Origin of the sequence: Rhizobium sp. TAL182, from assembly GCF_002117725.1 — a bacterium.
GTDB classification, from domain to species: domain Bacteria; phylum Pseudomonadota; class Alphaproteobacteria; order Rhizobiales; family Rhizobiaceae; genus Rhizobium; species Rhizobium esperanzae.
Genome location: NZ_CP021028.1, coordinates 18,115 through 38,576, shown reverse-complemented (window position 1 = coordinate 38,576; position 20,462 = coordinate 18,115). Strand labels below are relative to the sequence as shown.

The following is a 20,462-nucleotide window of genomic DNA, read 5'->3' as shown; positions in this document are numbered from 1 at the left end:
ACCATGAGCGATCAAACCATCGACACGGCGGAAAAGCCTGAATTCTATCTGACGGAAGACCATCATCCGGAAGGGAGCACCAATCTCGGCTTCTGGCTCTATCTGATGAGCGACTGCCTGATCTTCGCGGTGCTGTTTGCCACGCACGGCGTGCTCGGCCGCAACTATGCCGCCGGCCCGTCGCCGGCCGATCTTTTCGATCTGCCGATCGTCGCCCTCAACACCTCGATGCTGCTGTTCTCCTCGATCACCTACGGCTTCGCCATGCTGCAGATGGAGCGGAACGCCAAGGCGGAAACGCTGTTCTGGCTCGCCGTCACCGGTCTGTTCGGCGCGGCCTTCATCGGGCTCGAACTCTACGAGTTCATCCACCTGATCCACGAGGGCGCCGGGCCGACGCGCAGCGCCTTCCTCTCCTCCTTCTTCACGCTCGTCGGCACCCACGGGCTGCACGTCACCTTCGGCATCATCTGGCTGATCACGCTGATGGTGCAGGTGTCGATGCACGGGCTGGTCGAGGCCAACCGCCGCCGCCTGATGTGCCTTTCAATGTTCTGGCACTTCCTCGACGTCGTCTGGATCGGCGTCTTTTCCTTCGTCTATCTGCTCGGAGTTCTCGGATGAGTTCGCAAGCACCGACCCATGAGGATGCCCACGAGGCGCATCACGGCCACAGCCACGGCCACCAGGCCGGCCACGGCACGTTCCGCAGTTATATGGTGGGCTTCGCGCTCTCCGTCATCCTGACCGCCATTCCCTTCTGGCTTGTCATGTCAGGCGTCTTCGCCAGCCCGGCGCTGACGGCGGTGCTGGTGATGGGTATCGGCGCCATCCAGATCGTCGTCCACATGGTCTTCTTCCTGCACATGAACCCTAGGAGCGAAGGCGGCTGGACGATGATGGCGCTGATCTTCACCCTCATCATCGTCGCCATCGCGCTCTCCGGTTCGCTCTGGGTCATGCATCATCTCAACTCCAATATGATGCCGATGAGCCCTGAGATGATGAAGAACATGCCGTAACGGCAAACGAAGGGGCGGCCGCAGCGCCGCCCTGACACCAATGAGCGAAGCCCCCACGGATAAATCAGAAAGACGGCATTTCCGGGCAAAACGCGCGCTCTTCGCCGTCTGTCTGACGCTGCTTGCCGCCATCCTCTTTGGTCTCGGCACCTGGCAGGTTCAACGCCTGGGCTGGAAGCGCGCTCTCATCGCCCGCGTCGACCAGCGCGTGCACGCAGCCGCCGTGCCGGCCCCGGCGCGCCCCGACTGGGACAAGGTCAATGCCGCAGAAGGCGAATATCGACGGGTGAGCGTCGAGGGAATGCTGGCAAACGACAAGGAAACGCTGGTCTACGCCTCGACCGTGCTCGGTCCGGGTTATTGGGTGATGACGCCGCTAATGCTCGCCGACGGCACCGCCATCCTCGTCAATCGCGGCTTCGTGCCGACGGACAGGCGCGACCCCGCCTCGCGCCGCGACGGTCAGATATCAGGCCCGATCGAGATCACCGGGCTCATGCGGATGACGGAGCCGAAGGGATCGCTGCTCCAATCCAATGACGTCGCCGCCGACCGCTGGTATTCGCGCGATGTCGCAGCGATCGCGCAAAAGCGCGGCCTCGGCGCGGTCGCGCCCTATTTCATCGATGCCGACGCCGCTGCAAATCCCGGCGGCCTGCCCGTCGGCGGCCTCACCGTCATCCGTTTTCCCAACAACCATCTCGTCTATGCGATCACCTGGTACGGACTGGCGGTGATGGTGCTGGCGTTGCTGATGTTTATTCTTCGCGGCGAGATCGGAACAAGGCGCCGAGACTAGAGCGGTCGCTTGCTTCATTCGAGCGCACCGGCAAGCAGCAGTTGCACACCGATGGCTCGCGCGCGCCGGATTAATCTCTTGTAAAGCGATGTCCGATACTGCTTGCCTGAACAGAACATTTCAAAGTTGTACATGCACCGGCCGGATTACATCCCCAGTCTCGATGGTCTGCGCGGTATCGCCGCGCTTCTGGTCGTGCAGGCGCATATCGGGCTCATCTTTCCGAATACAGCCTTGCGTGACATGACGATGGGCAGCGAAGCCGTCGGCCTGTTCTTCGCCCTCAGCGGCTTTCTGATGGCCCATCTCTACGGCTCGCGACCGGTGACCAAGGAAACCGTCCTGGATTTTCTTGTAAGCCGCTTTGCCCGTATCTATCCGGTCTATCTGGCTGCTGTCCTGCTTGTGGCGATGCTGTCCGGAATGCGAAGTCCAAACTTCGTTCAGCCGATCATCGGCGGCACGGAATTTCTCCGCCACGTCTTTCTTCTGGGCTCGAGCGGGGTTTTCTGGTCAATTCCACCCGAAATTCAGTTCTATCTGTTCTTCCCGATCCTTTGGCTCTGCTTGACCCGCCCGCAGCGCTATAGCGGTGTGATCGTAGGCTTGGCGGTGCTGCTCGTGGTGGATGGTCTGCTTGAACTGCCGGGACCAGGCATACTGCTTCTTTCCAAGTTCCCCTATTTTCTGTTCGGCGCCCTTGCCGGGGCGATGCATTCCTGCTGGGACAGGTGGAGGCCATCCGCCTCCACAGGCGCTTTCACGCTGTTCCTTCTGGCGGCGTTCTTTGTTTACAGGCATGTCTTGCCTGGTTTCTCCCCTGAATTCTGGAGCCTGCAAAGCGCGGCCGCCGCAGCCGTGATTGTGGCGCTCGTCGCTCGGCAGCCTCCCATCGCAGCCGATGTTCTGGCAGCGGCACCCGTGCGGTTCTTCGGCGCGATCAGCTTTTCGCTCTATCTTTTCCACGTCCCGATCATGTTCCTTGTACGCCGGGCTTTCGAGGCGCTGATGCCGGAACCGGTGCTCATCATGGTGGCGCTTTTTGTTGCGACGGCAGGAGCATGGTTCATTCACGAGACGATAGAAGTTCCGAGCCGACGCCTGCTCGTCGGCTTGTGGCGGCATTATCGGTGGCGCGCAGCCGCGCGCGAAACTCCGGCTGAGACGATTGAGCAGGCGATCCTCGACCTGCAAGAGACCGAAAAGCGCCTGCTGGACCGCACAACTCCGGCCACGACGGGTAAACAGCAAATTCCGACGACCTCAGAACTCGGAGCCGACCACGCGGTCATCCAAGATAATGGCGACGAGAAGCTTCGCGCCTAGACTAGAGCGGTTAACAAGCGATCCGGCTGATCGCTTCGGCCAACTGCGCCTGCGAGAAGGGCTTGCCGAGGCGGGGCAGATTGGCCGCGCCGGCGCCATCGGGCAGATCGGCGTAACCCGTGGCGAGAATGATCGGCATCTCAGGCCACTCGCTGCGGATCGCCTCGGCGAGCTGCGCTCCCGTCATCCGCGGCATGGCGTGATCGCAGATGACCAGATCCACCGGCTCCTTGCGTAGAATGTCGAGCGCCTCCGGACCGGCCATCGCCTCGAAAACGGTGTGGCCGAGATCCTCCAGCATCAGCGTCGTATTCATCAGCACCAGGCCGTCGTCATCGACGGCGACAATGCGCAGCCCCTGCGGTGCGTTATCTGGCTTTTGCGGCATGTCGGCCGGTGCTTCGGCAGTCTGTTCGGCAATGACGACCGGAAACCATAGCTCGGCCGTCGTGCCTTCGCCCAGCGTGCTCTTCAGGCTGAGCCGGCCGCCGGACTGGCTTGCGAGACCCTGGACCATGGAAAGGCCAAGACCGGTGCCCTTGCCGACCCCCTTGGTGGTGAAGAACGGCGTGACCGCCTGCTCCAGCGTCTTTGCATCCATGCCCTCGCCTTCATCGATCACCGCGATTCGGATGTAGCGGCCGGCCGACAGCGGCCCCTTGCCTGCGGTTATCGTTTCCTCGGATGCGCGAAGCATGATACGGCCGCCGGAAGGCATGGCGTCGCGCGCGTTGACGACGAGATTGAGGATCGCCATCTCGAGCTGGTTGGGGTCGGTGAGGATTGTCGGCAGCCTGACCGGGAAGGAGGTCTCGATCGTGGTGAGGGGGCCGAGCGACCGGCTCAGAATGTCCATCATGCCGCGCACCAGGCCCGAGACGTCGATCGGCTCCAGGTGCAGCTCCTGCCGGCGGGAGAAGGCCAGCATGCGCTGCGTCAAGGCAGCACCCCGCTGGGCGCCCTGCATGGCATTGTCGACCAGCGACGTCAGCGAGCGGTCCTGCGGCATGCGCTTCTTCAGGAGTTCGAGACTGCCGAGCACGGCCATCAGCAGATTGTTGAAATCATGGGCGATACCGCCGGTCAATTGGCCGATCGCCTCCATCTTCTGCGATTGGAAAAGCTCTTCGCGCGCCTGCTCCAACGCCCGCTGCGTTTCCATTTTTTCGGTGATGTCGCGGGTGATCTTGGCGAAACCTAGTACTTCGCCGTCTTCGTCGCGGATAGCGTCGACGACGACACTCGCCCAGAAGCGACTGCCATCCTTGCGGACACGCCAGCCCTCCCTTTCGAACCGGCCTTCGGCGCGCGCGACCCGGAGCGCCTTCTCCGGCAGGCCGGCCGCGCGATCCTCGGGTGTATAAAAGGTCGAGAAATGCCGGCCGATGATTTCATCAGGCCGATAACCCTTGATACGCTCGGCGCCGAAATTCCAACTGCTGACATTGCCGTCAGGATCGAGCATGTAGATCGCATAGTCCGAAACGCCCTGAACCAGACGGCGAAATTGCTCCTCACTCTGGCGGATAGCCTGTTCGGCGGCCCTTCGTTCGGTCAGATCGCGGGTGATCTTGGCAAAGCCGACCAGTTCGCCGGAGGGATGGCGGATCGGATCGATGACCACATGCGCCCAGAAGCGGCTGCCGTCCTTGCGCCGGCGCCAGCCCTCCCCCTCGTACCGGCCCTCTTCCACCGCCGTGGCGAGGGCGCGCTCGGGGATGCCCGCGGCGCGATCCTCGTCCACATAGAAACGGGAAAAGTGCTCGCCGAGAATTTCCGAGGGCTTGTAACCTTTGAAACGTTGAGCGCCGGTATTCCAGCTGGTGACGATGCCTTCCGGGCTCAGCATGTAGATGGCATAGTCGGTGATGGCATCGACCAGAAGACGAAAGCGTCCCTCTTCATCAAGAGACGTATCATATCGATCCAGCACTTCCATCTGCCCCTCTCGGTTACCAGCGCTTTTAACGCGGTACCGAACAGATGGTTCCGAAAATATCACACTTTTCAGACTGCCCTGACCTGTGGATGGAACCGCTCACCGATACGCTCGGCAGCGGCATAGGCCTGCGAGACGATCTCCGGCACGAGATCGATATCGGGGAGACTGCCGAGGCCGAGCGGACCGACGGCAAAAAGTCCGGCAACCGTCGAACCGTCCTCCAGGAAGGGCTCGCCGCGCGCATTGACCGCCAGCCCGAGCGAAAGTTCGTCCGGCATGGCGAGATCGGCGGAAAACAGGCTCTGCATCAGCGGCGCTGAAAGATCCGGCGCCTGGCAGCGGCAATCGATGATGCGCTCGGCATGGATGACCTCTTCGACAGAGGAGCCGGCCGGCGTGAAGAACAGGCCGCTCAGGCCCCGGCGGCCGGCTCGGCCGCGGCGCAGCACCGTGCGGCCTTCGGCGAGCTCGCGTTTCAGGCGCAGGTGCATGGCCTCCGGCAGGCGATTGCGGTGGCTGTCGTAGATCGCCCGCAAATGGCGGTTGAACTGATGTTTGTCGCGGGCCGGCAGCGATCTCCACAGAGAGCGGGCATGTTTCCTCAGCCCGTTCATCACGGATTGCCAGCTTCGCCCCTCTTCTTCCGCCTCGCGGCAGGCTTGGCGGATGAAGCGCACGATGTCAGGCAGGCTCTGAGGCAGCGCTTCGGCCGGAAACACCGGATCGGCGGAATTCGGCGTATGGCTCTGGGGCAGGAAGCCGCGCCGGGAAATGATCGTCACCTGGCCGGCATAACCGGAATCGCGCAGCTGCAGCAACTGGTCGACGACGCGAATGCCGCTGCCGAGCAACACGGCATGCGGCCGCGCGACGAGGCGCTGGGCCCTGACCGGCGACGCACCCGGCTCCTCGGCATCCGGATCACCCAGGCCGTAGCCGGTGGCGAGAATCACCGTATCGAACAGCGGATTGGCCGGATTGGCGCTTTCGAGCAGGAAGCGGTTGCCATGGCTCCGGCGGATCGCCACCACGGGATCGTTGCAGACCTGAACGGTGATGTCCCGGCGCGCGGCGAGCGCTTCCGAAAAGCGCTGGTAGACGTAATCGCTGAAGATCTCCTTCGGCACGAAGATCTGCCGGAAACCGGGAATGGCGGCCGGCACGGCGGCGCGGAAAGCGGCGTTGCTACAGAGCCAGTCGTTGAAATCGTCGCTGTCGCCGACCGAAACCGAGAGATCACGCACGCGAGTGTTGAGGATCGTCGAGGCGCGGGCCGAGGCCAGCGCCTGGCCGCCGCTGACCGACGAATTCGGATCGAACAGCTGAAGATGGAAGGGTGCGCGCACTGTCTTCATCAGCGCAATGGCCGTCATCATTCCGGAGAAGCCGCGCCCGACAATCGCTATGCGCGGCACGGCCGAGATCTGTGCCGCCGCCTTGGCCCTTGCGGAAAAAAGTCCCTGAACCGTCATCGCAACTCCTTTGCGCTTCATCCGCAGCCTGGGGTCGATCGAGGTTTCAACGCATAAACAGCGGATCACGCGTTGATGAGGGTCACGCGGCCATTCACGCCGCAGCTCGGGTCCAACCGGGGAACCCGCCAAAAAAGAGGGGCCGATCTCTCGGCGATAGTCTATCAAACTGGTCGTGTATGAAAGCGCTAAACGGCACCCCTGGCAAGAGCTTTATTATCTCTTGTTCTAAACCATTGATCAGATTTTAGATTTTGTGCGACGCGCCAGCGGTCGCCTTCAGCCGCCCTCGCCCGGATATTGCTTCGCCTTCAGCAGGCCCGCCAGATGCGCCGTGTTGCGCGCCAGCATACCGACGGCTTTCGTCACGACCTTCGGCACCTTGTCGAGATCGACGAAATTGGTAGAGCCCATCGCCTCTCCGACCCAGTAGGCGACGGCATTCGCCGGAATGGTGAAGCCGACATCGTTCAGTGCCTGGTAGAGTTCGGCCGACACGTGATGGGCGCCGTCCTCGTTGCCGACGACGGCGACGGCCGCGACCCTGCCGTAAGACACCATACGGCCCTGATCGTCCGTCTCGTCGAGAAAGGCGTCCATGCGCTCGAGCACCCGCTTGCAGACGCTGGAGGGCTGGCCGAGCCAGATCGGCGTCGCCATCAACAGAATATCGGCGGCGAGCACCTTGGCGCGAATGTCGGGCCAGTCATCGCCGACGCCTTCTTCCGACGTGACGCCCGGCTTGATGTTGAAATCGGCAAGCCGCAGCACTTCGGTCGTAACACCGAATTCAGCCATCGCCTTGTCGATGAGAGCGATCATCCGCTCGGTCGACGACGGATCCTTGGCGTCGCTCGCCTTCAGCGTCGCGTTGAGAGCAAGGGCTTTCAGCGGCATGGGTCTCTCCGTAGCGGTTGCCTGACGGGGGTCTGCTGCTGCAACCCACCCGCGCGCCGATTGTTCCCGCAGGGACGCGCGGGGAGCCTCACGTAAAAATAACCAGTTGGTGAATTCTTTACTTGAACGCCCAGTTGGAATCGGCAAAAATGACGGTGCTATCAATCCCTTCATGGATTTGCCGTCTTTTCGGGCCAGCGTCCGAGCACCACATCTATTGGAAAAATACCGTGAGCAGCGATGCGTCAACACGCGCGACGAAGCCTTCGGCTTCGATGGCGCTTGCAACTGCGGCAGGCTGGGGCAGAGGCCTCTATACACTGGTGCGCATCACCGTGATGGCCTTCCGCCACCCCTGGCAGGCCGGCTTTGCGATCGGCGCCACCCTCATCGCCTCCACCTTCCAGTTGATGATTCCCCGGCTTCTCGGCCGGGCCGTCGACCACACGCAGATGGCAATGGGCGGCGGCGCGGCCGGCCAGGCGGCGCAGGACGCGCTTCTGACCACGGCGCTGCTCTTGCTCGGCGCCAGCGTGCTGCGCGGCCTCTTCACCATGGTGCAGAACTATTTCAGCGAATCCGTCGGCCACCACATGGGCTACGAGCTGCGGTTGGCCTGCTACGAGAAGATCCAGCGCCTCTCCTTCAGCTTTCACGACACGGTCCATTCCGGCGATCTGATTACCGTCGGCCTGCTCGATCTCGAAGGCGTGCGCATGTATTTTTCGACAGCGCTGGTCCGCATGATCCTGCTGTCGGTCCTGATCGGCATCGGCGCCTATATGCTGCTGTCGACCGATGTCGTGCTCGGCCTGCTGGCGCTCTCCTTCGTGCCCTTCGTCGGCTGGCGTTCCTCGGCGACGCAACTCAGGCTGCGCGCCACCTGGCTCGACCTGCAGGAGCGGCTTTCGGTGCTGACCCGGATCATGGAGGAGAATCTCGGCGGCATTCGCGTCGTGCGCGCCTTTGCCGCCCAGGAGCACGAACTGACGAAATTCGAGGCGGCATCGCAAAACGCGCTCGCGCTCGCCCATCAGCGCGTCGGCATCCGTGTCGTCAACACCAGCGCCATGACCTTCTCCTTCTTCGCCGCGATGGGTCTGGTGCTCTGGGTCGGCGGCGGCAAGGTGATGGCGGGCGAGATCACCGTCGGCACGCTCGCCTCGTTCCTGACCTTCATGACCATCCTGCAGATGCCGGTGCGCCAGCTCGGCCTGATGGTCAATGCCTTTGCCCGCGCCTCCACCTGCGGCTCGCGGCTCTTCAACCTGCTCGACCTCGACATCGCGATCAAGGATGCGCCGGATGCCAAAGAATTGGCGGTATCGGAGGGCGTGCTGCGCTTCGAGAATGTCAGCTTCGCCTATCCCGGCTCGGAAAAGCGCACCGTGCTCCACGATGTCTCCTTCGAAGCCCGGCGCGGCCAGACGATCGGCATCGTCGGCCCTCCCGGCAGCGGCAAGTCGACGATCGCCCATCTGATCCCGCGCTTCTACGATGTGACCGGCGGCAGGATCGCCATCGACGGACAGGACATCCGCAAGGCGACGCTGCAGTCGCTGCGCCGTTCCGTTGCCGTCGTGCAGCAGGACTCCTTTCTGTTCACGACGACGATCGAGAACAACATCGCCTATGGCGATCCCTGGGCAAAGGAAAGCCGCATCGAACGCGCCAGCGAAAGCGCTCAGCTGCACAATTACGTGCTCGGCCTTCCCACCGGCTACGGCACCGTCGTCGGCGAGCGCGGCGTGTCGCTCTCCGGCGGTCAGCGGCAGCGGCTGTCGATCGCCCGGGCGCTGATGCTGAGGCCGGCGGTGATGGTGTTCGACGATTCGACGGCGGCAATCGACGCGGCCACCGAGCAGCGCATCCGCAGCGCCATGCGCCGCTATGCCGCCGACCGCGTGACGATCATCGTTGCCCACCGCCTGAGCTCGCTGATGCATGCCGACCTGATCCTGTTCGTCGAAGACGGAAGGATCGTCGAGCGCGGTACCCATCAGGCGCTGCTTTCGCTCGGCGGGCGCTACAAGGCGCTCTACGAGCTGCAGGTGCGGCCGGGCGACGAGGTGTTGAGCGCGTAGTTCCCCTCTTCTCCCCGCTGGAGAGAAGTGCCGAGCAAAGCGAGGCGATGAGGGGGCGAGGCGCGGTAGCGAAGGGCAAACGGAGGGCGTGCCGTGCGGCCCCCTCATCCGCCCTTCGGGCACCTTCTCCCCGCTGGGGAGAAGCGGACAAAGAATTCACGCGCGGACCACCTCAAGTGATGGCCGCAGGAGGAACGACGATGGCCGAGGAACTGGAAACCGAGCGTCCCGACATTCGCGAGGATGGACGCCGCCCGCCGCGGGCGGTGGTCGGCTCGCATCGCGTCGAGGAGGAGATGTTCGGCAAGGCCTTCGACGGCAACATCATCAAGCGGATCTGGGCTTTCGTTCGCCCCTACCGCACCCAGGTCCTCTGGGCTGTTGTCGCCGTGCTGACCTTCACAACGATGCAGTTGCTGATCCCGCTGATCATCCGTTACGCCATCGATCACGGCATGTCGCCGGGCGGCAATCATGCGGCGCTGATCTGGGCAATCGCGGCCTTTGCCGTCGCCATATCAATCAATTATGCGGCAAGCTACGCCCAGGAGACGCTGGTCGGCAATGTCGCGGAAGAGGTGCTGTTCGACATCCGCAAGGCGATGTTTTCGCATCTCCAGCGGGTTTCGCTCTCCTTCATGGACAAGACCGAAGTGGGGCGGCTGATGTCGCGCCTGCAAGGCGACGTCAACTCGATGCAGGAATTCCTCGAAACCTCGGTGCTGTCGGTCGGCGACATCGTCCTGCTCTTCGGCATCGTCTTCGTCATGCTCTATCTCGATTTCAAGCTGGGGCTGCTGACGCTTTCGGTGCTGCCGGTGCTCTTCGTCGTCCGCCTCTTCTGGCTGCCGCTCGCCCGCAAGTCCTTCATGGCCGCGCACGAGACCAATTCGGTTGCGGCAGGCGCGCTCGCCGAAGCGATCCACGGCGTGCGCGCCGTCCAGAGCATGGATCGCCAGGGCGTCAACTTCACGCTCTACGACGACAAGGCGCGGGCCAACCTCAAGACGCATCTGACGGCGGCGCGTTACGCGCAGGTGATGGTGCCGATCGTCGACAGCCTCACCGGCGTCGCAATGGCTCTCGTCATCGTCGTCGGCGGCGCCCGCGTTCTCAACCAGGCGCTCGATGTCGGCGTGCTCGTCGCCTTCCTGTTCTATATCCAGCGCTTCTTCGACCCGATCCGCTCACTGACCCTGCAATATTCGGTGATGCAGCGCGCCATGGCGTCGGGCCAGCGGCTGACCGAAGTGCTCGACGTGCCCGTCGACATCAAGGACGCCCCCGACGCCAAGACCCTGTCGCGCGACATGGACGGTTCGGTCGAATTCAAGGACGTCGTCTTCGGCTACAATCCGAAGCATCCGGTGCTGAAACATGTGAGCTTCAAGGTCAATCCGGGCGAGACGGTGGCGCTTGTGGGTCCAACGGGCTCGGGCAAATCGAGCTGTATGTCGCTGATCCATCGCTTTTACGACGTGCAACAGGGCCAGGTGCTGGTCGGCGGCCACGACGTGCGTGATCTGACGCAGGATTCGCTCGGGGCGCAGATCGCCATGGTGCTGCAGGAGCCCTTCCTCTTTACCGGCACCGTCTTCGAAAACATCCGCTATCACAAGCTGGAAGCGACCCGCGAGCAGGTGATCGAGGCGGCGAAAGCCGTCGGCGCGCATGATTTTGTCATGCGCCTGCCCGATGGCTATGACAGCATTCTCGGCGAGCGCGGCGGCAATCTCTCGCTCGGCCAGCGCCAGCTCCTAAGCTTCGCCCGAGCGCTGGTGGCGGATGCGAAGATCCTGGTGCTCGACGAGGCGACCGCCAATATCGACAGCTATACCGAAATGCTGATCCAGAAGGCGCTGGTCAAGCTGCTAGAGAATCGCACCGGCTTGGTCATCGCCCATCGCCTGGCAACGATCCGCGAGGCCGACCGCATCATCGTGCTGCAGAACGGCGAGATCATCGAAAGCGGCGACCATCGGCAATTAATGAAGAACGACAAGCTCTATTCCAGGCTCTATAACCTCAACTATGCCTCTTTCGATGATATTCCCGAAGATGTGCTGGAGGAGACGACGGCGACGCAATCGGCGACCTAAGACTAAAGGCGGATGACATGCATTAATTCATGTTGCAAAGATTGAATGAACCAACGCCTTGATGCCGCATTTCCCTTTTAATCGGGGGCCGGTACCACTGAGGAGAATATTATGAAGAGAATTATCAGCAGCCTGTTGATCGCGACGGCCCTTGTTGGATCGGCTATTCAGCCCGCTGCCGCGCGTGACCATCACCACCACAACAATACCGGCCGCATCATCGCCGGCGGTGTAGCCGCAGGCGTCGTCGGCGGCCTGATCGGCGGCGCACTCGTCAACGGCGGCGGCCCGCGCTACGTCGATGAAGGCCCTCGTTATGTCGAGAGCCCCCGCTATGTCGAACCGAGATGCTGGTATGAGGACCGCGACGTCCGCAATCGCTATGATGGCGGCTACCACGCCGAAACCGTGCGGGTCTGCGAGTAGATCTGAAGCTTTGAAGTGGTGCTGAATTCGTCAGCGCCGCTCGACCCTCAGCCGAGGCTGCGTTCCGCAGCCTCGGTTTTTTTAGTTCATATCAACGGCATGCCGACCAGGAGAGCCGCCGCTCATCCGGCTGCCGCCACCAACCGGGGTCGAGCCAGGGGTCTCGTCCCGTCCTTCGGACCCCCGCTCGCGGGGCGAAGGGACCAAGCCGCAACCTCTCCGTCCCTCGCCAACGTCTCGCGAGCCACGTCCCCTCGCCCCGTTTTACGGAGGTCCGAAGGACGGGTGGAGACCAGCGGCTCGACACCGGTTGGGTTAGGGTGAGGGGCAGCCTTTGGCGCGAATCGGCGGTCATCCTGACGACAATACCTTCGCAAAAAATCCGCCCGCCCCGCATCTGTCATGCAACTGTCAGAGACGCGCAATAGCTGAGAGCCGATGAATGATGGTCCCGTGAACGACGGCAAAGCGCCAAAAAAAGAACGCATGCGCTTCGTCAGCGCCGAGCAGGTGGCGCAGCTGGCGGGCGTTTCGCGTTCCGCCGTGTCTCGCACCTTCACGCCAGGTGCAAGCGTTGCGGCTGCAACGCGCGAAAAGGTGCTGCGGGCGGCTAAAGAGCTCGGTTATCACGTCAACGATCTGGCGCGCGGCGTGCTTGCCAATCAGAGCCGCCTCGTCGGCATCGTCGCCACACGGCCGGAGGTGGGTTTTCGCGCGCATCTGGCCGCCGCCCTTGCCAAAGCCCTGATCCGGCGCGGCAGCATTCCGATCCTCATCAACACCGGCCAGACGGAAGAGGAGCTGCTCGCCGCCCAGAAGATGCTGATCGGCCACCGCGCCGAGGCGATCATCATCCTGTCCGGCTCGCCGCCGCCGAGTTTCCTCGAACTCGCCCAGCGCAACGGCCAGCCGCTCGTCGTCATCGGCCGTTCGGAGCCCGACGCCGATCATGTGCGCGCCGGCAATTCCGAAGCCTCGCGCATGGCGGCGACGGCCTTTTGCAAAAGCGGCAGGCGTCGGCTGACGGTGATCGGCTCCAACTCGGGAACGCCTGCGATCGTCGAGCGCGAAAGCGCCTTCGTTTCGGCGGCCGAGTCGCTCGGTGCATCCGCTGTCGTCGCACGCGGCGGCGATTCGGATTATCAGGGCGGCGTCACCGCTGGCCGCGCCCTCTTCTCCGCAAGAATAAAGCCGGACGCCATCTTCTGCGCCAACGACCTGATCGCCTTCGGATTGATGGATGTCGCGCGCTTGGAAGCGCGGCTGCGAATTCCGGAGGACGTCGCCGTCATCGGTTTCGACGACGTGCCGGAATCCGCCTGGCTGAGCTACCAGCTGACCACCTTCCGCCAGGACCCGCTTGTTATGGCGCAGCGCGCCGTCGATCTGATGGAGCGGCGGCTCGAAAATCCGGACTCGCCCCCGGCTTACGAACGCGTCATCCCGGAACTCATCATCCGCCAGAGCTTCAAGCCTTAGCTTTTCGCAGGCGCCATCCTGTGGCAAGAAGGATCTGGCAATCGAGGCGTTACGTCCTTTGCGCGTTTCCATCGCGCGGCGTCGTCAGGGAGGAAGATCGCTGCAGATGAAAGGAATTCGCCAGCTCGCCGAGCATCTTGACATTTCGATCGGAACGGTGTCGCGGGCGCTGAACGGCAAGCCGGATGTCAATGAAGACACGCGCCGGCGCGTGCTCGCCGCCGCCGAAGAGCTCGGTTATGTCGCCAACCAGTCGGGCCGCAGCCTGCGCCAGGGCATGACCAACGTCATCGGGCTGATGCTCGAGGTCAGCCGCGAGACGGTCGAAAACAGCGACGACTTCTTCCTCGGCGTCACCGACGGGCTGCAGAGCGTCTTTTCCCGTCACAAGCTCGATCTGGTCATGCTGCCCTGCCCTGACGACGAGGATCCGCACGAATATCTGAAGCGCATGGTGGCGCGACGCCTCGTCGATGCGCTGATCATCTCGGCGACGCGGCGCACCGACCGGCGCATCGAGCTTCTGGAAAAGGCCCGCATCCCCTTCGTGGCGCTCGGCCGCAGTGCGTCCGGCGGCAGCTATACCTGGATGGACCTCGATTTCGAAGGTGTAGCGGCACGCGGCGTCGACCGGCTCGTCGCCAAGGGCCACCGGCGGATTGCCGTGGCGGCCCCCTCCTCCGACATCAATCTCGGCTATATCTTCCTCGACAGTTACCGTCAGGCGCTGAAACGCCACAATATTCCCTTCGATCCCGCCCTCGTCATCCGTGTGAAATCGAGCGAACAGGGCGGCTATCAGGCCGGCCACGAGCTGCTGATGATCGAAGACCGGCCGACGGCGATCATCCTGATCCACGAGCTCATGGCGATCGGGCTTTATCGCAGGCTGGCCGAGGCCGGCATCGTGCCCGGCCGCGACCTCGCCGTCGTCGGCTTCCGCGAAGAGTCGCGCACGCATTTCCTGCAGCCGACGCTGACCTCCTTCCGCATGTCGCTGCGCGATCTCGGCGCCCAGCTCGGCGAAACCCTGCTCGCCACCATGCCGGCCTATGCCGACCATTATCCGCAGGGTGCCCGCAACAGGATCTGGCCGATGGAGCTCGTTCCGGGCGAAAGCGACGCCTTCACGCTGACGGCTTGAAGCACACTGCTCAGACCCGGCTTGGTGCCGCCGAAGCTTCGCGGCTCGTCAACTGGCGCGTCACGAAGAAGACCAGCAGGGCGCCGGCGGCAAGGCAGGCGGCGAGGAAGAACATCGGCGCAATCGTGCTGCCGCTCTCATCCTTGATCCAGGGCACGACGTTCTGGGCGACGAAGCCGCCGAGATTGCCGACCGAATTGATGGCGGCAAGCCCGGCCGCCGCACCCGCCCCCTTCAGGAACCGCGAGGGCAGGCTCCAGAACACCGGCTGCGGTGCGAAGATGCCGGCGGCGGCGACGCAGAGGAAGGCGAATTGCAGCGTGTGGTTCGGGATCAGCGCCGAGAGCAGCAGGCAGGCGGCGCCGATAAACGCCGGAATGACGATATAGGGCGTCTTCGATTGCGCCTTGTCGGCCATGGCGGGAACGGCATAGAGCGCGACGGCGACCAGCAGCCAGGGAATGACGTTGAGGAAGCCGTTCACCGTGTTGCTGACGCCGAAGGCCTTGACGATGGTCGGCAGCCAATAGCTCAGCCCATAGGCCGACAGCGGAAAGGCGATATAGCAGAGTGCCATCAAAAGGACGCGCGGGTCACCTTGAAGCCGTTTCCGGCATTTTCGTCCATGCCGGCATTTTCCGAGGTGAGCCGGCGTTCGAGCCAGTTCTTCTCCTCGCTGCTGAGGAAGCTCGCGTTTTCGGGCCGGCCGGGAAGATAGAAAAAGGTGACGACGCCGGCGATGACGGCGGGAATACCGGTCGCCAGGAACACCCACTCCCAGCCGGCAAAGCCGTAGAGGCCGTCGAGATCGAGCAGCGCGCCGCCGAGCGGTGCGCCGACGGCATTGGCGATGGCGCTGAAGATCATGAACAGCCCGACCATCCGGCCGCGATAGGCCGAAGGAAACCACAGCGTCAGGAGATAGAGGACGCCGGGAAAGAAGCCGGCTTCGCACACACCGAGCAGGAAACGCAGGATATAGAACATAGCCGCGTTCTGGGTGAAGGCGAGCGCGATGGTGACGAGCCCCCAGGAGACCAGGATGCGGGCGAACCAGACACGGGCGCCGAGCCTGTCGAGGAAGAGGTTGCTCGGCACCTCGAAGAGAAAATAGCCGATGAAGAAGAGCGAGGCGCCAAGACCATAGGCATATTCGCTCAACCCGAGCGCATCGACCATCTGCAGCTTGGCGAAGCTGACATTCTGCCGGTCGATATAGGCGATGAGATAGAGGATGCCGAGAAACGGCATCAGCTTCCAGGTGATTTTCGAGATCAGCCGCTTCTCGTCGACCATGCATATTCTCCGCAATGACAATGTCGTTAGACGCCTAGATAGCGCTATCGACTAATATTCAATTGTGCGAGGTATTTTCTCCGGTGCCGCAACCCTGATTGGTGGCCGCAACCGACAACCGGCTACGGCCTGTCCGGATCATTCGGCGGCGGCGACCGCGGCGCGGCGGCCGATCGTGGCCTGCGTTAGCACGAAGGCCATGAAGGCGCAGACGGCGATGCCGGCGGCCATTGGAACGGCGGTGCCGTCGAAGAACAGGCTCGAGATCACCATGGCGACGGCGGCGATGACGAAATGCAGCGTGCCCATCAGCGACGAGGCGGTGCCGGCGATTGCGCCGTGATCCTCCAGCGCCAGCACGGCGCTCGTCGGGATGACGAGGCCGAGGAAGCCGTAGCCGATGAACAGGAAGCTCGCCATAACAGGCAGCTGATTGAAGCCTGAGGCCATCACCACTGCCATGACGACCATGGCCAGCGCGAAGGCGCTGACGGCAATGCGCATGACGCGCACCAGGCCGAAACGCTCGCCGAGCCAGCCCGTCGCCTGCGATACCGCGAAAAAGGAGACGGCATTGATCGAGAAGGCGAAGCTGTATTCGGTCGGCGTCAGCCCGTAATGCTGGATCAGCACGAAGGGCGAGTTGGCGAGATAGACGAGGAAGCTCGAAATGCCGAGGCCGCCGATGAAAGTCAGCGTCAGGAAATTGCGATCGGCGAGCAGCAGGCGATAGGCCTTCATGGCGCTGCCGAGGCTGCTGCCATTGCGCTCCTCGGCCGGGCGGGTTTCCTCAAGCTGGGTGGAAAGCAGGAGGAGGCCGATCACCGCGGCACCGGTCACGGCCCAGAATACGCCGCGCCAGCCGGAGAGCTCGATGACGGCGCTGCCCGTCAGCGGCGCCAGGATCGGCGAGATCGAGAAGACCAGCATCAGCAGCGACATCAGCCGCGCGGCCTGGACGCCGGTATGCATGTCGCGGACGATGGCGCGGGGGATGACCATGCCGGCGGCACCGCCGATGCCCTGGACGAAACGGAAGGCGATCAGCGTTTCGATATCGGTCGCAAATCCGCAGCCGATCGACGCGACGGCGAAGAGACCGATACCGAGATAGAGCGGCAGCTTGCGGCCCCACATGTCCGACAGCGGCCCGTAGACGAGCTGCGCAAGCGCAAAGGAGATGAAGAAAGCGAGCAGGGTCAGTTGGGTGACGCTGTTATCGGCATGCAGGTCCTGGCCGATGGAGGGCAGCGCAGGCAGATACATGTCGATGGCAAAAGGACCGATGGCCGACAACAGGCCGAGAATGAGGGCAATGCGAAAGAAGGAAGCCGTCATAATGGTGATCTTTCGTAAAAGCGCAGCGGAGGCGCCGGATCGTCGCTCCGCACTCTTTGGAATCGACGCATCGTGCTCTCCGAAAATCAGTCCGATTTTCGCGCCGATGCGCTGGGTTCAATGATGATCGTTCGCGCGAAGACGAAGTTGGGAGCTCATATCTCCAGCGGCGGAACCAAGAGTGTCAATAAATTTGGACACGCCTGTAAAACTAGACGCCATTGTCTAAACCGTCAAGACGTCTTATCTTCGCTCCATGAAAGACAGCGTGACACCGGCAGGCCGGATGGCGGGGCATACGCAGCGTGGACAATGCGCCAAGCGTATGTCGATCCTCGATGCCGCCGCCGACGTCTTCTGCCGCAAGGGTTTTGCAGCCGCCAGCATCGACGAGATCGCCGCCGTTGCCTGTGTCTCCCGCCAGACGATCTACAATCATTATCGGGAAAAGGAGACGCTGTTCGTCGCCGTCGTCGAGGACGTGATGAACCGCGCCAACGCCACGCTCTTTTCCGTGCTGTCGACCTTTCCTGACAGCGCCGACGATCTGGAGGACGGTCTGACGGCGTTTGCGGTGCGCCTCAACAAAAACTGCATCTGCAATCATGACGGAAAATTCCTGCGCAAACTGGTGCAGACGGAGGGTGAGCGATATCCGCACCTCTTCAAAAGCTGGCGCCAGCAGGGGCCGGGCAAGCTGACCACTGCGCTTTCCGCGCTTCTCGCGCGCCTTGCCCACAGTCAAGCGCTTGCTATCGATGATTTCGACGTCGCCGCCCGGCAGTTCGTGGCGCTCGCCAATGCCGACCTGCAGATGATGACGCTGTTCGGCGGCACACCCACCAATGAAGAACTGGAAAAGGCGGCGCGCAATGCCGTGCGGACCTTTCTCAAGGCCTATGGCAACCCGAAAGCCGAAAAGGGCGCCGGAGAACCGCAGCTCGCGGCCATGTCCGGCTGATCTCCCCTGCGATCACGTAAAGACCGTCATCTGCGCCGGCACGACCGCGAAGCCGCCGACACGGCGCGCGGCCAGATATTTCAGCAGCTGTTCGACAAGCGAAGGCATGACCGGCTTCTGGACGAAGCCGACCGCTCCCTTGACGCCGCCGGCGACGGTCTCGGGATTGCCGGTCATGAACACGACGGCGAGACCATGCTCTTCCGCCAGCCGCCTGCCGAGATCAGGCCCGGTCCGGCCATCGGCGAGATTGACGTCGACGAAGGCGATATCGGCGGACGGCGCCAGCCGCAGCGCCTGTTCGCGATTATTCGCAAGGCCTGCGACCTGCATGCCGATACCTTCCACCGTCGCGCCGAGATCAAGCGCGATCAGGAATTCATCTTCGACGATCAATACTCTCTGCTTCATGAGATCATCTCGTTGGCAGCGCCGCACGACATTGGTGGCCATGATCCGTCCTCTTGTTACGCACATACTTCGAAAGAAGGAGCCGCTCGGCAGTCGTCCCTGCCGAAACTCATTGTCGTAACGGGAAACCTGACGATATGTTCCGCGGTGGAACGCGATTTTCGCCATTTAACCTATTGTTAACGTTGATAAATCCTTAACACGAAGCCGACAAGGCAAAAACCCGCCGCTCAATCACGTTGAATTTCAACCGCCTACTTCTGGATGAGAGCGGGCAATGATACGATCGGATCATCCATGGGGCTCGGCGATTGAGGATCACGTTGCGAACCAAACTTATCGTCCTGATCGTGGCCGTCAGCCTGTTCGCCTATACCAAAGTCATGGCCAGGATCGGCTCGGGCTCGCCGCCCGCGAATGCACCGCCGGAGCAGCGCGCGGACCTCATTCGCGTTTATAAGTCCGAACGCCGCATGGTCCTTTTCAGGGGAGACGCTCCGATCTCGACGTATCAGATTTCGCTTGGAAGTGCCGCCGATGCAGGCCCCAAACAACGCGAAGGCGACGAGAAAACACCGGAAGGGCGTTATGAAATAGACTGGCGCAATCCAAAATCCGTGGCCCATCTCAGCCTGCACATTTCCTATCCGAATCCGAAAGAGCAGCATGAGGCTGACGTAGGCGGCTATCCGCCCGGCGGCGGCATCATGATCCACGGGCTGCCCAATGGCTGGGGCCTGCTCGCAGGAATCCATCGCCTGTGGGATTGGACGGATGGCTGTATCGCGGTCACCGATGCGGAGATGCGCGATGTCTGGGCCCGCGTTCCCGACCATACGCCCATCGACATCATGCCTTAAGCGAGTGCGACCAGTCCACCGGCATCAACCCCGAGACCGACAGGCTCAAATCAGCCCTTGGTCTTCCCGACGAGCATCGGCTGGCTGCGGTAGTCGGCGGGAAACAGCGACTTCAAATTCTCGATCTTCGGCAGGTCGTTGTAGACGATATAGGGATAGGTCGGATTGCGCGTCAGGAAATCCTGGTGATAGGCCTCGGCGGGATAGAAGCCGCGCGCATCCGATACCTTGGTGACGATCGGCTTCGGGAAGACGTGCGCCTTGTCGAGCTGATCGATGTAGCGCTCGGCCACCTCTCGCTGCTCGGCAGCGGTGACGAACAGCGCCGAGCGGTACTGGGTGCCGCGATCCGGTCCCTGGAAATTCAGCTGCGTCGGGTTGTGCGCCACGGAGAAGAAGATCTGCAGCAACCTGCCGTAGGTCACCTTTTTCGGATCGAACCTGACCTCGACGGCTTCGGCGTGACCGGTCGAGCCGGTGCTCACCGTTTCGTATTGCGCCGTTTCAGCCTCGCCGCCGGCATAACCGGAGACGGCGTTCTCGACGCCGTTCACATGCTGGAAAACACCCTGGACGCCCCAGAAACAGCCGCCGGCGAAAATGGCGGTCTCGGTGCCGGACCCGGCGGTCTCGTCAATGGCCGGCGGCGGTATCACAACCGCTTCCTCGGCCGCACCGGCAGCACCGGCGCCGAGTGTGAGAATGGTGGCGGCAAAAACCCCGGCAAGGCTATTGCGGCGGCGCGACGACATCGACATTGCACGACCTCCTGACGATCGCTCAAATCCTTGCTCATCCTTGCAAAAGCGGCAAATCACAAGGCGTTCACTCACGCCGATGTGACAACCAGATGAAAGCGTGTGTTTGGAGATGAAACACCGCTCAAGTTGAGTTGACAATCGCATG

The 20,462-nt window shown here is 62.5% G+C and carries 18 protein-coding genes and 1 pseudogene; 11 read left to right on the top strand and 8 right to left on the bottom strand.

Annotation, left to right across the window (positions count from 1 at the left end; genetic code table 11):
* Positions 1-3 precede the first annotated feature (3 nt).
* From cyoC to Tal182_RS26785, 4 genes and pseudogenes are all read left to right on the top strand, one after another.
* On the top strand, positions 4-624 hold the full coding sequence (gene cyoC / locus Tal182_RS26800; protein WP_064812310.1) for a cytochrome o ubiquinol oxidase subunit III: 621 nt from the start codon (positions 4-6) through the stop codon (positions 622-624).
* Entirely contained in the window at positions 621-1,022 is a 402-nt protein-coding gene (cyoD, locus tag Tal182_RS26795) for a cytochrome o ubiquinol oxidase subunit IV (protein WP_064808064.1), read from the top strand. The genes cyoC and cyoD overlap by 4 nt, the downstream gene beginning before the upstream one ends.
* 40 nt (positions 1,023-1,062) lie before the next feature.
* Positions 1,063-1,821, top strand: a pseudogene (locus Tal182_RS26790) (SURF1 family protein); the annotation flags it as partial.
* 132 nt (positions 1,822-1,953) lie between these two features.
* The gene (locus Tal182_RS26785; protein ID WP_085861429.1) at positions 1,954-3,147 is read left to right on the top strand and encodes an acyltransferase; all 1,194 of its coding nucleotides are present in this window, start codon (positions 1,954-1,956) and stop codon (positions 3,145-3,147) included.
* A 10-nt stretch (positions 3,148-3,157) separates the two neighbouring features.
* Here the strand turns inward: Tal182_RS26785 and Tal182_RS26780 are convergent, their stop codons facing one another.
* From Tal182_RS26780 to Tal182_RS26770, 3 genes are all read right to left on the bottom strand, one after another.
* Positions 3,158-5,086 carry a PAS domain-containing sensor histidine kinase gene (locus tag Tal182_RS26780; protein WP_085861428.1) on the bottom strand — a complete coding sequence of 643 codons (1,929 nt, stop codon included), beginning with the start codon at positions 5,084-5,086 and terminating at the stop codon, positions 3,158-3,160.
* A 68-nt stretch (positions 5,087-5,154) separates the two neighbouring features.
* Positions 5,155-6,561 (bottom strand): FAD/NAD(P)-binding protein, encoded by a 1,407-nt coding sequence (locus tag Tal182_RS26775; RefSeq protein ID WP_085861740.1) that lies wholly within the window; start codon positions 6,559-6,561, stop codon positions 5,155-5,157.
* A gap of 279 nt (positions 6,562-6,840) precedes the next feature.
* Positions 6,841-7,458, bottom strand: coding sequence for an NAD(P)H-dependent oxidoreductase (locus Tal182_RS26770; RefSeq protein WP_085861427.1), 618 nt, complete (start codon positions 7,456-7,458; stop codon positions 6,841-6,843).
* 275 nt (positions 7,459-7,733) lie between these two features.
* On the opposite strand from Tal182_RS26770, the gene Tal182_RS26765 reads away from it, so the two are divergent.
* The 5 genes from Tal182_RS26765 (at position 7,734) to Tal182_RS26745 (ending at position 14,690) form a co-directional block, all read left to right on the top strand.
* Entirely contained in the window at positions 7,734-9,542 is a 1,809-nt protein-coding gene (locus Tal182_RS26765; protein ID WP_085861739.1) for an ABC transporter ATP-binding protein, read from the top strand.
* 200 nt (positions 9,543-9,742) lie between these two features.
* Positions 9,743-11,641 carry an ABC transporter ATP-binding protein gene (locus Tal182_RS26760; RefSeq protein ID WP_085861426.1) on the top strand — a complete coding sequence of 633 codons (1,899 nt, stop codon included), beginning with the start codon at positions 9,743-9,745 and terminating at the stop codon, positions 11,639-11,641.
* A gap of 111 nt (positions 11,642-11,752) precedes the next feature.
* Entirely contained in the window at positions 11,753-12,067 is a 315-nt protein-coding gene (locus Tal182_RS26755; RefSeq protein WP_004678454.1) for a hypothetical protein, read from the top strand.
* Between the two features lie 438 nt (positions 12,068-12,505).
* On the top strand, positions 12,506-13,546 hold the full coding sequence (locus Tal182_RS26750; protein WP_085861425.1) for a LacI family DNA-binding transcriptional regulator: 1,041 nt from the start codon (positions 12,506-12,508) through the stop codon (positions 13,544-13,546).
* Between the two features lie 106 nt (positions 13,547-13,652).
* Positions 13,653-14,690 carry a LacI family DNA-binding transcriptional regulator gene (locus Tal182_RS26745; RefSeq protein WP_064808051.1) on the top strand — a complete coding sequence of 346 codons (1,038 nt, stop codon included), beginning with the start codon at positions 13,653-13,655 and terminating at the stop codon, positions 14,688-14,690.
* 10 nt (positions 14,691-14,700) lie between these two features.
* On the opposite strand, the gene Tal182_RS33270 is transcribed toward Tal182_RS26745, so the two are convergent.
* From Tal182_RS33270 to Tal182_RS26735, 3 genes are all read right to left on the bottom strand, one after another.
* Positions 14,701-15,354 carry an MFS transporter gene (locus Tal182_RS33270; RefSeq protein WP_348627704.1) on the bottom strand — a complete coding sequence of 218 codons (654 nt, stop codon included), beginning with the start codon at positions 15,352-15,354 and terminating at the stop codon, positions 14,701-14,703.
* Complete coding sequence (locus tag Tal182_RS33265; protein ID WP_348627702.1) at positions 15,267-15,986, bottom strand: MFS transporter; 720 nt, start codon at positions 15,984-15,986, stop codon at positions 15,267-15,269. The genes Tal182_RS33270 and Tal182_RS33265 overlap by 88 nt, the downstream gene beginning before the upstream one ends.
* A 138-nt stretch (positions 15,987-16,124) precedes the next feature.
* Positions 16,125-17,324, bottom strand: coding sequence for a multidrug effflux MFS transporter (locus Tal182_RS26735; RefSeq protein WP_085861424.1), 1,200 nt, complete (start codon positions 17,322-17,324; stop codon positions 16,125-16,127).
* 256 nt (positions 17,325-17,580) lie between these two features.
* Here Tal182_RS26735 and Tal182_RS26730 point away from each other — a divergent pair, with 256 nt between their 5' ends.
* Complete coding sequence (locus Tal182_RS26730) at positions 17,581-18,285, top strand: TetR/AcrR family transcriptional regulator (protein ID WP_085861423.1); 705 nt, start codon at positions 17,581-17,583, stop codon at positions 18,283-18,285.
* Between the two features lie 12 nt (positions 18,286-18,297).
* Here Tal182_RS26730 and Tal182_RS26725 read toward each other — a convergent pair whose 3' ends face one another.
* Positions 18,298-18,738, bottom strand: coding sequence for a response regulator (locus Tal182_RS26725; protein WP_085861422.1), 441 nt, complete (start codon positions 18,736-18,738; stop codon positions 18,298-18,300).
* Positions 18,739-19,019: 281 nt separating this feature from the next.
* On the opposite strand from Tal182_RS26725, the gene Tal182_RS26720 reads away from it, so the two are divergent.
* Positions 19,020-19,556 carry a L,D-transpeptidase family protein gene (locus tag Tal182_RS26720; RefSeq protein WP_085861421.1) on the top strand — a complete coding sequence of 179 codons (537 nt, stop codon included), beginning with the start codon at positions 19,020-19,022 and terminating at the stop codon, positions 19,554-19,556.
* A 50-nt stretch (positions 19,557-19,606) separates the two neighbouring features.
* Here the strand turns inward: Tal182_RS26720 and msrA are convergent, their stop codons facing one another.
* Complete coding sequence (gene msrA / locus Tal182_RS26715) at positions 19,607-20,314, bottom strand: peptide-methionine (S)-S-oxide reductase MsrA (RefSeq protein WP_064812025.1); 708 nt, start codon at positions 20,312-20,314, stop codon at positions 19,607-19,609.
* Between the last annotated feature and the right edge of the window lie 148 nt (positions 20,315-20,462).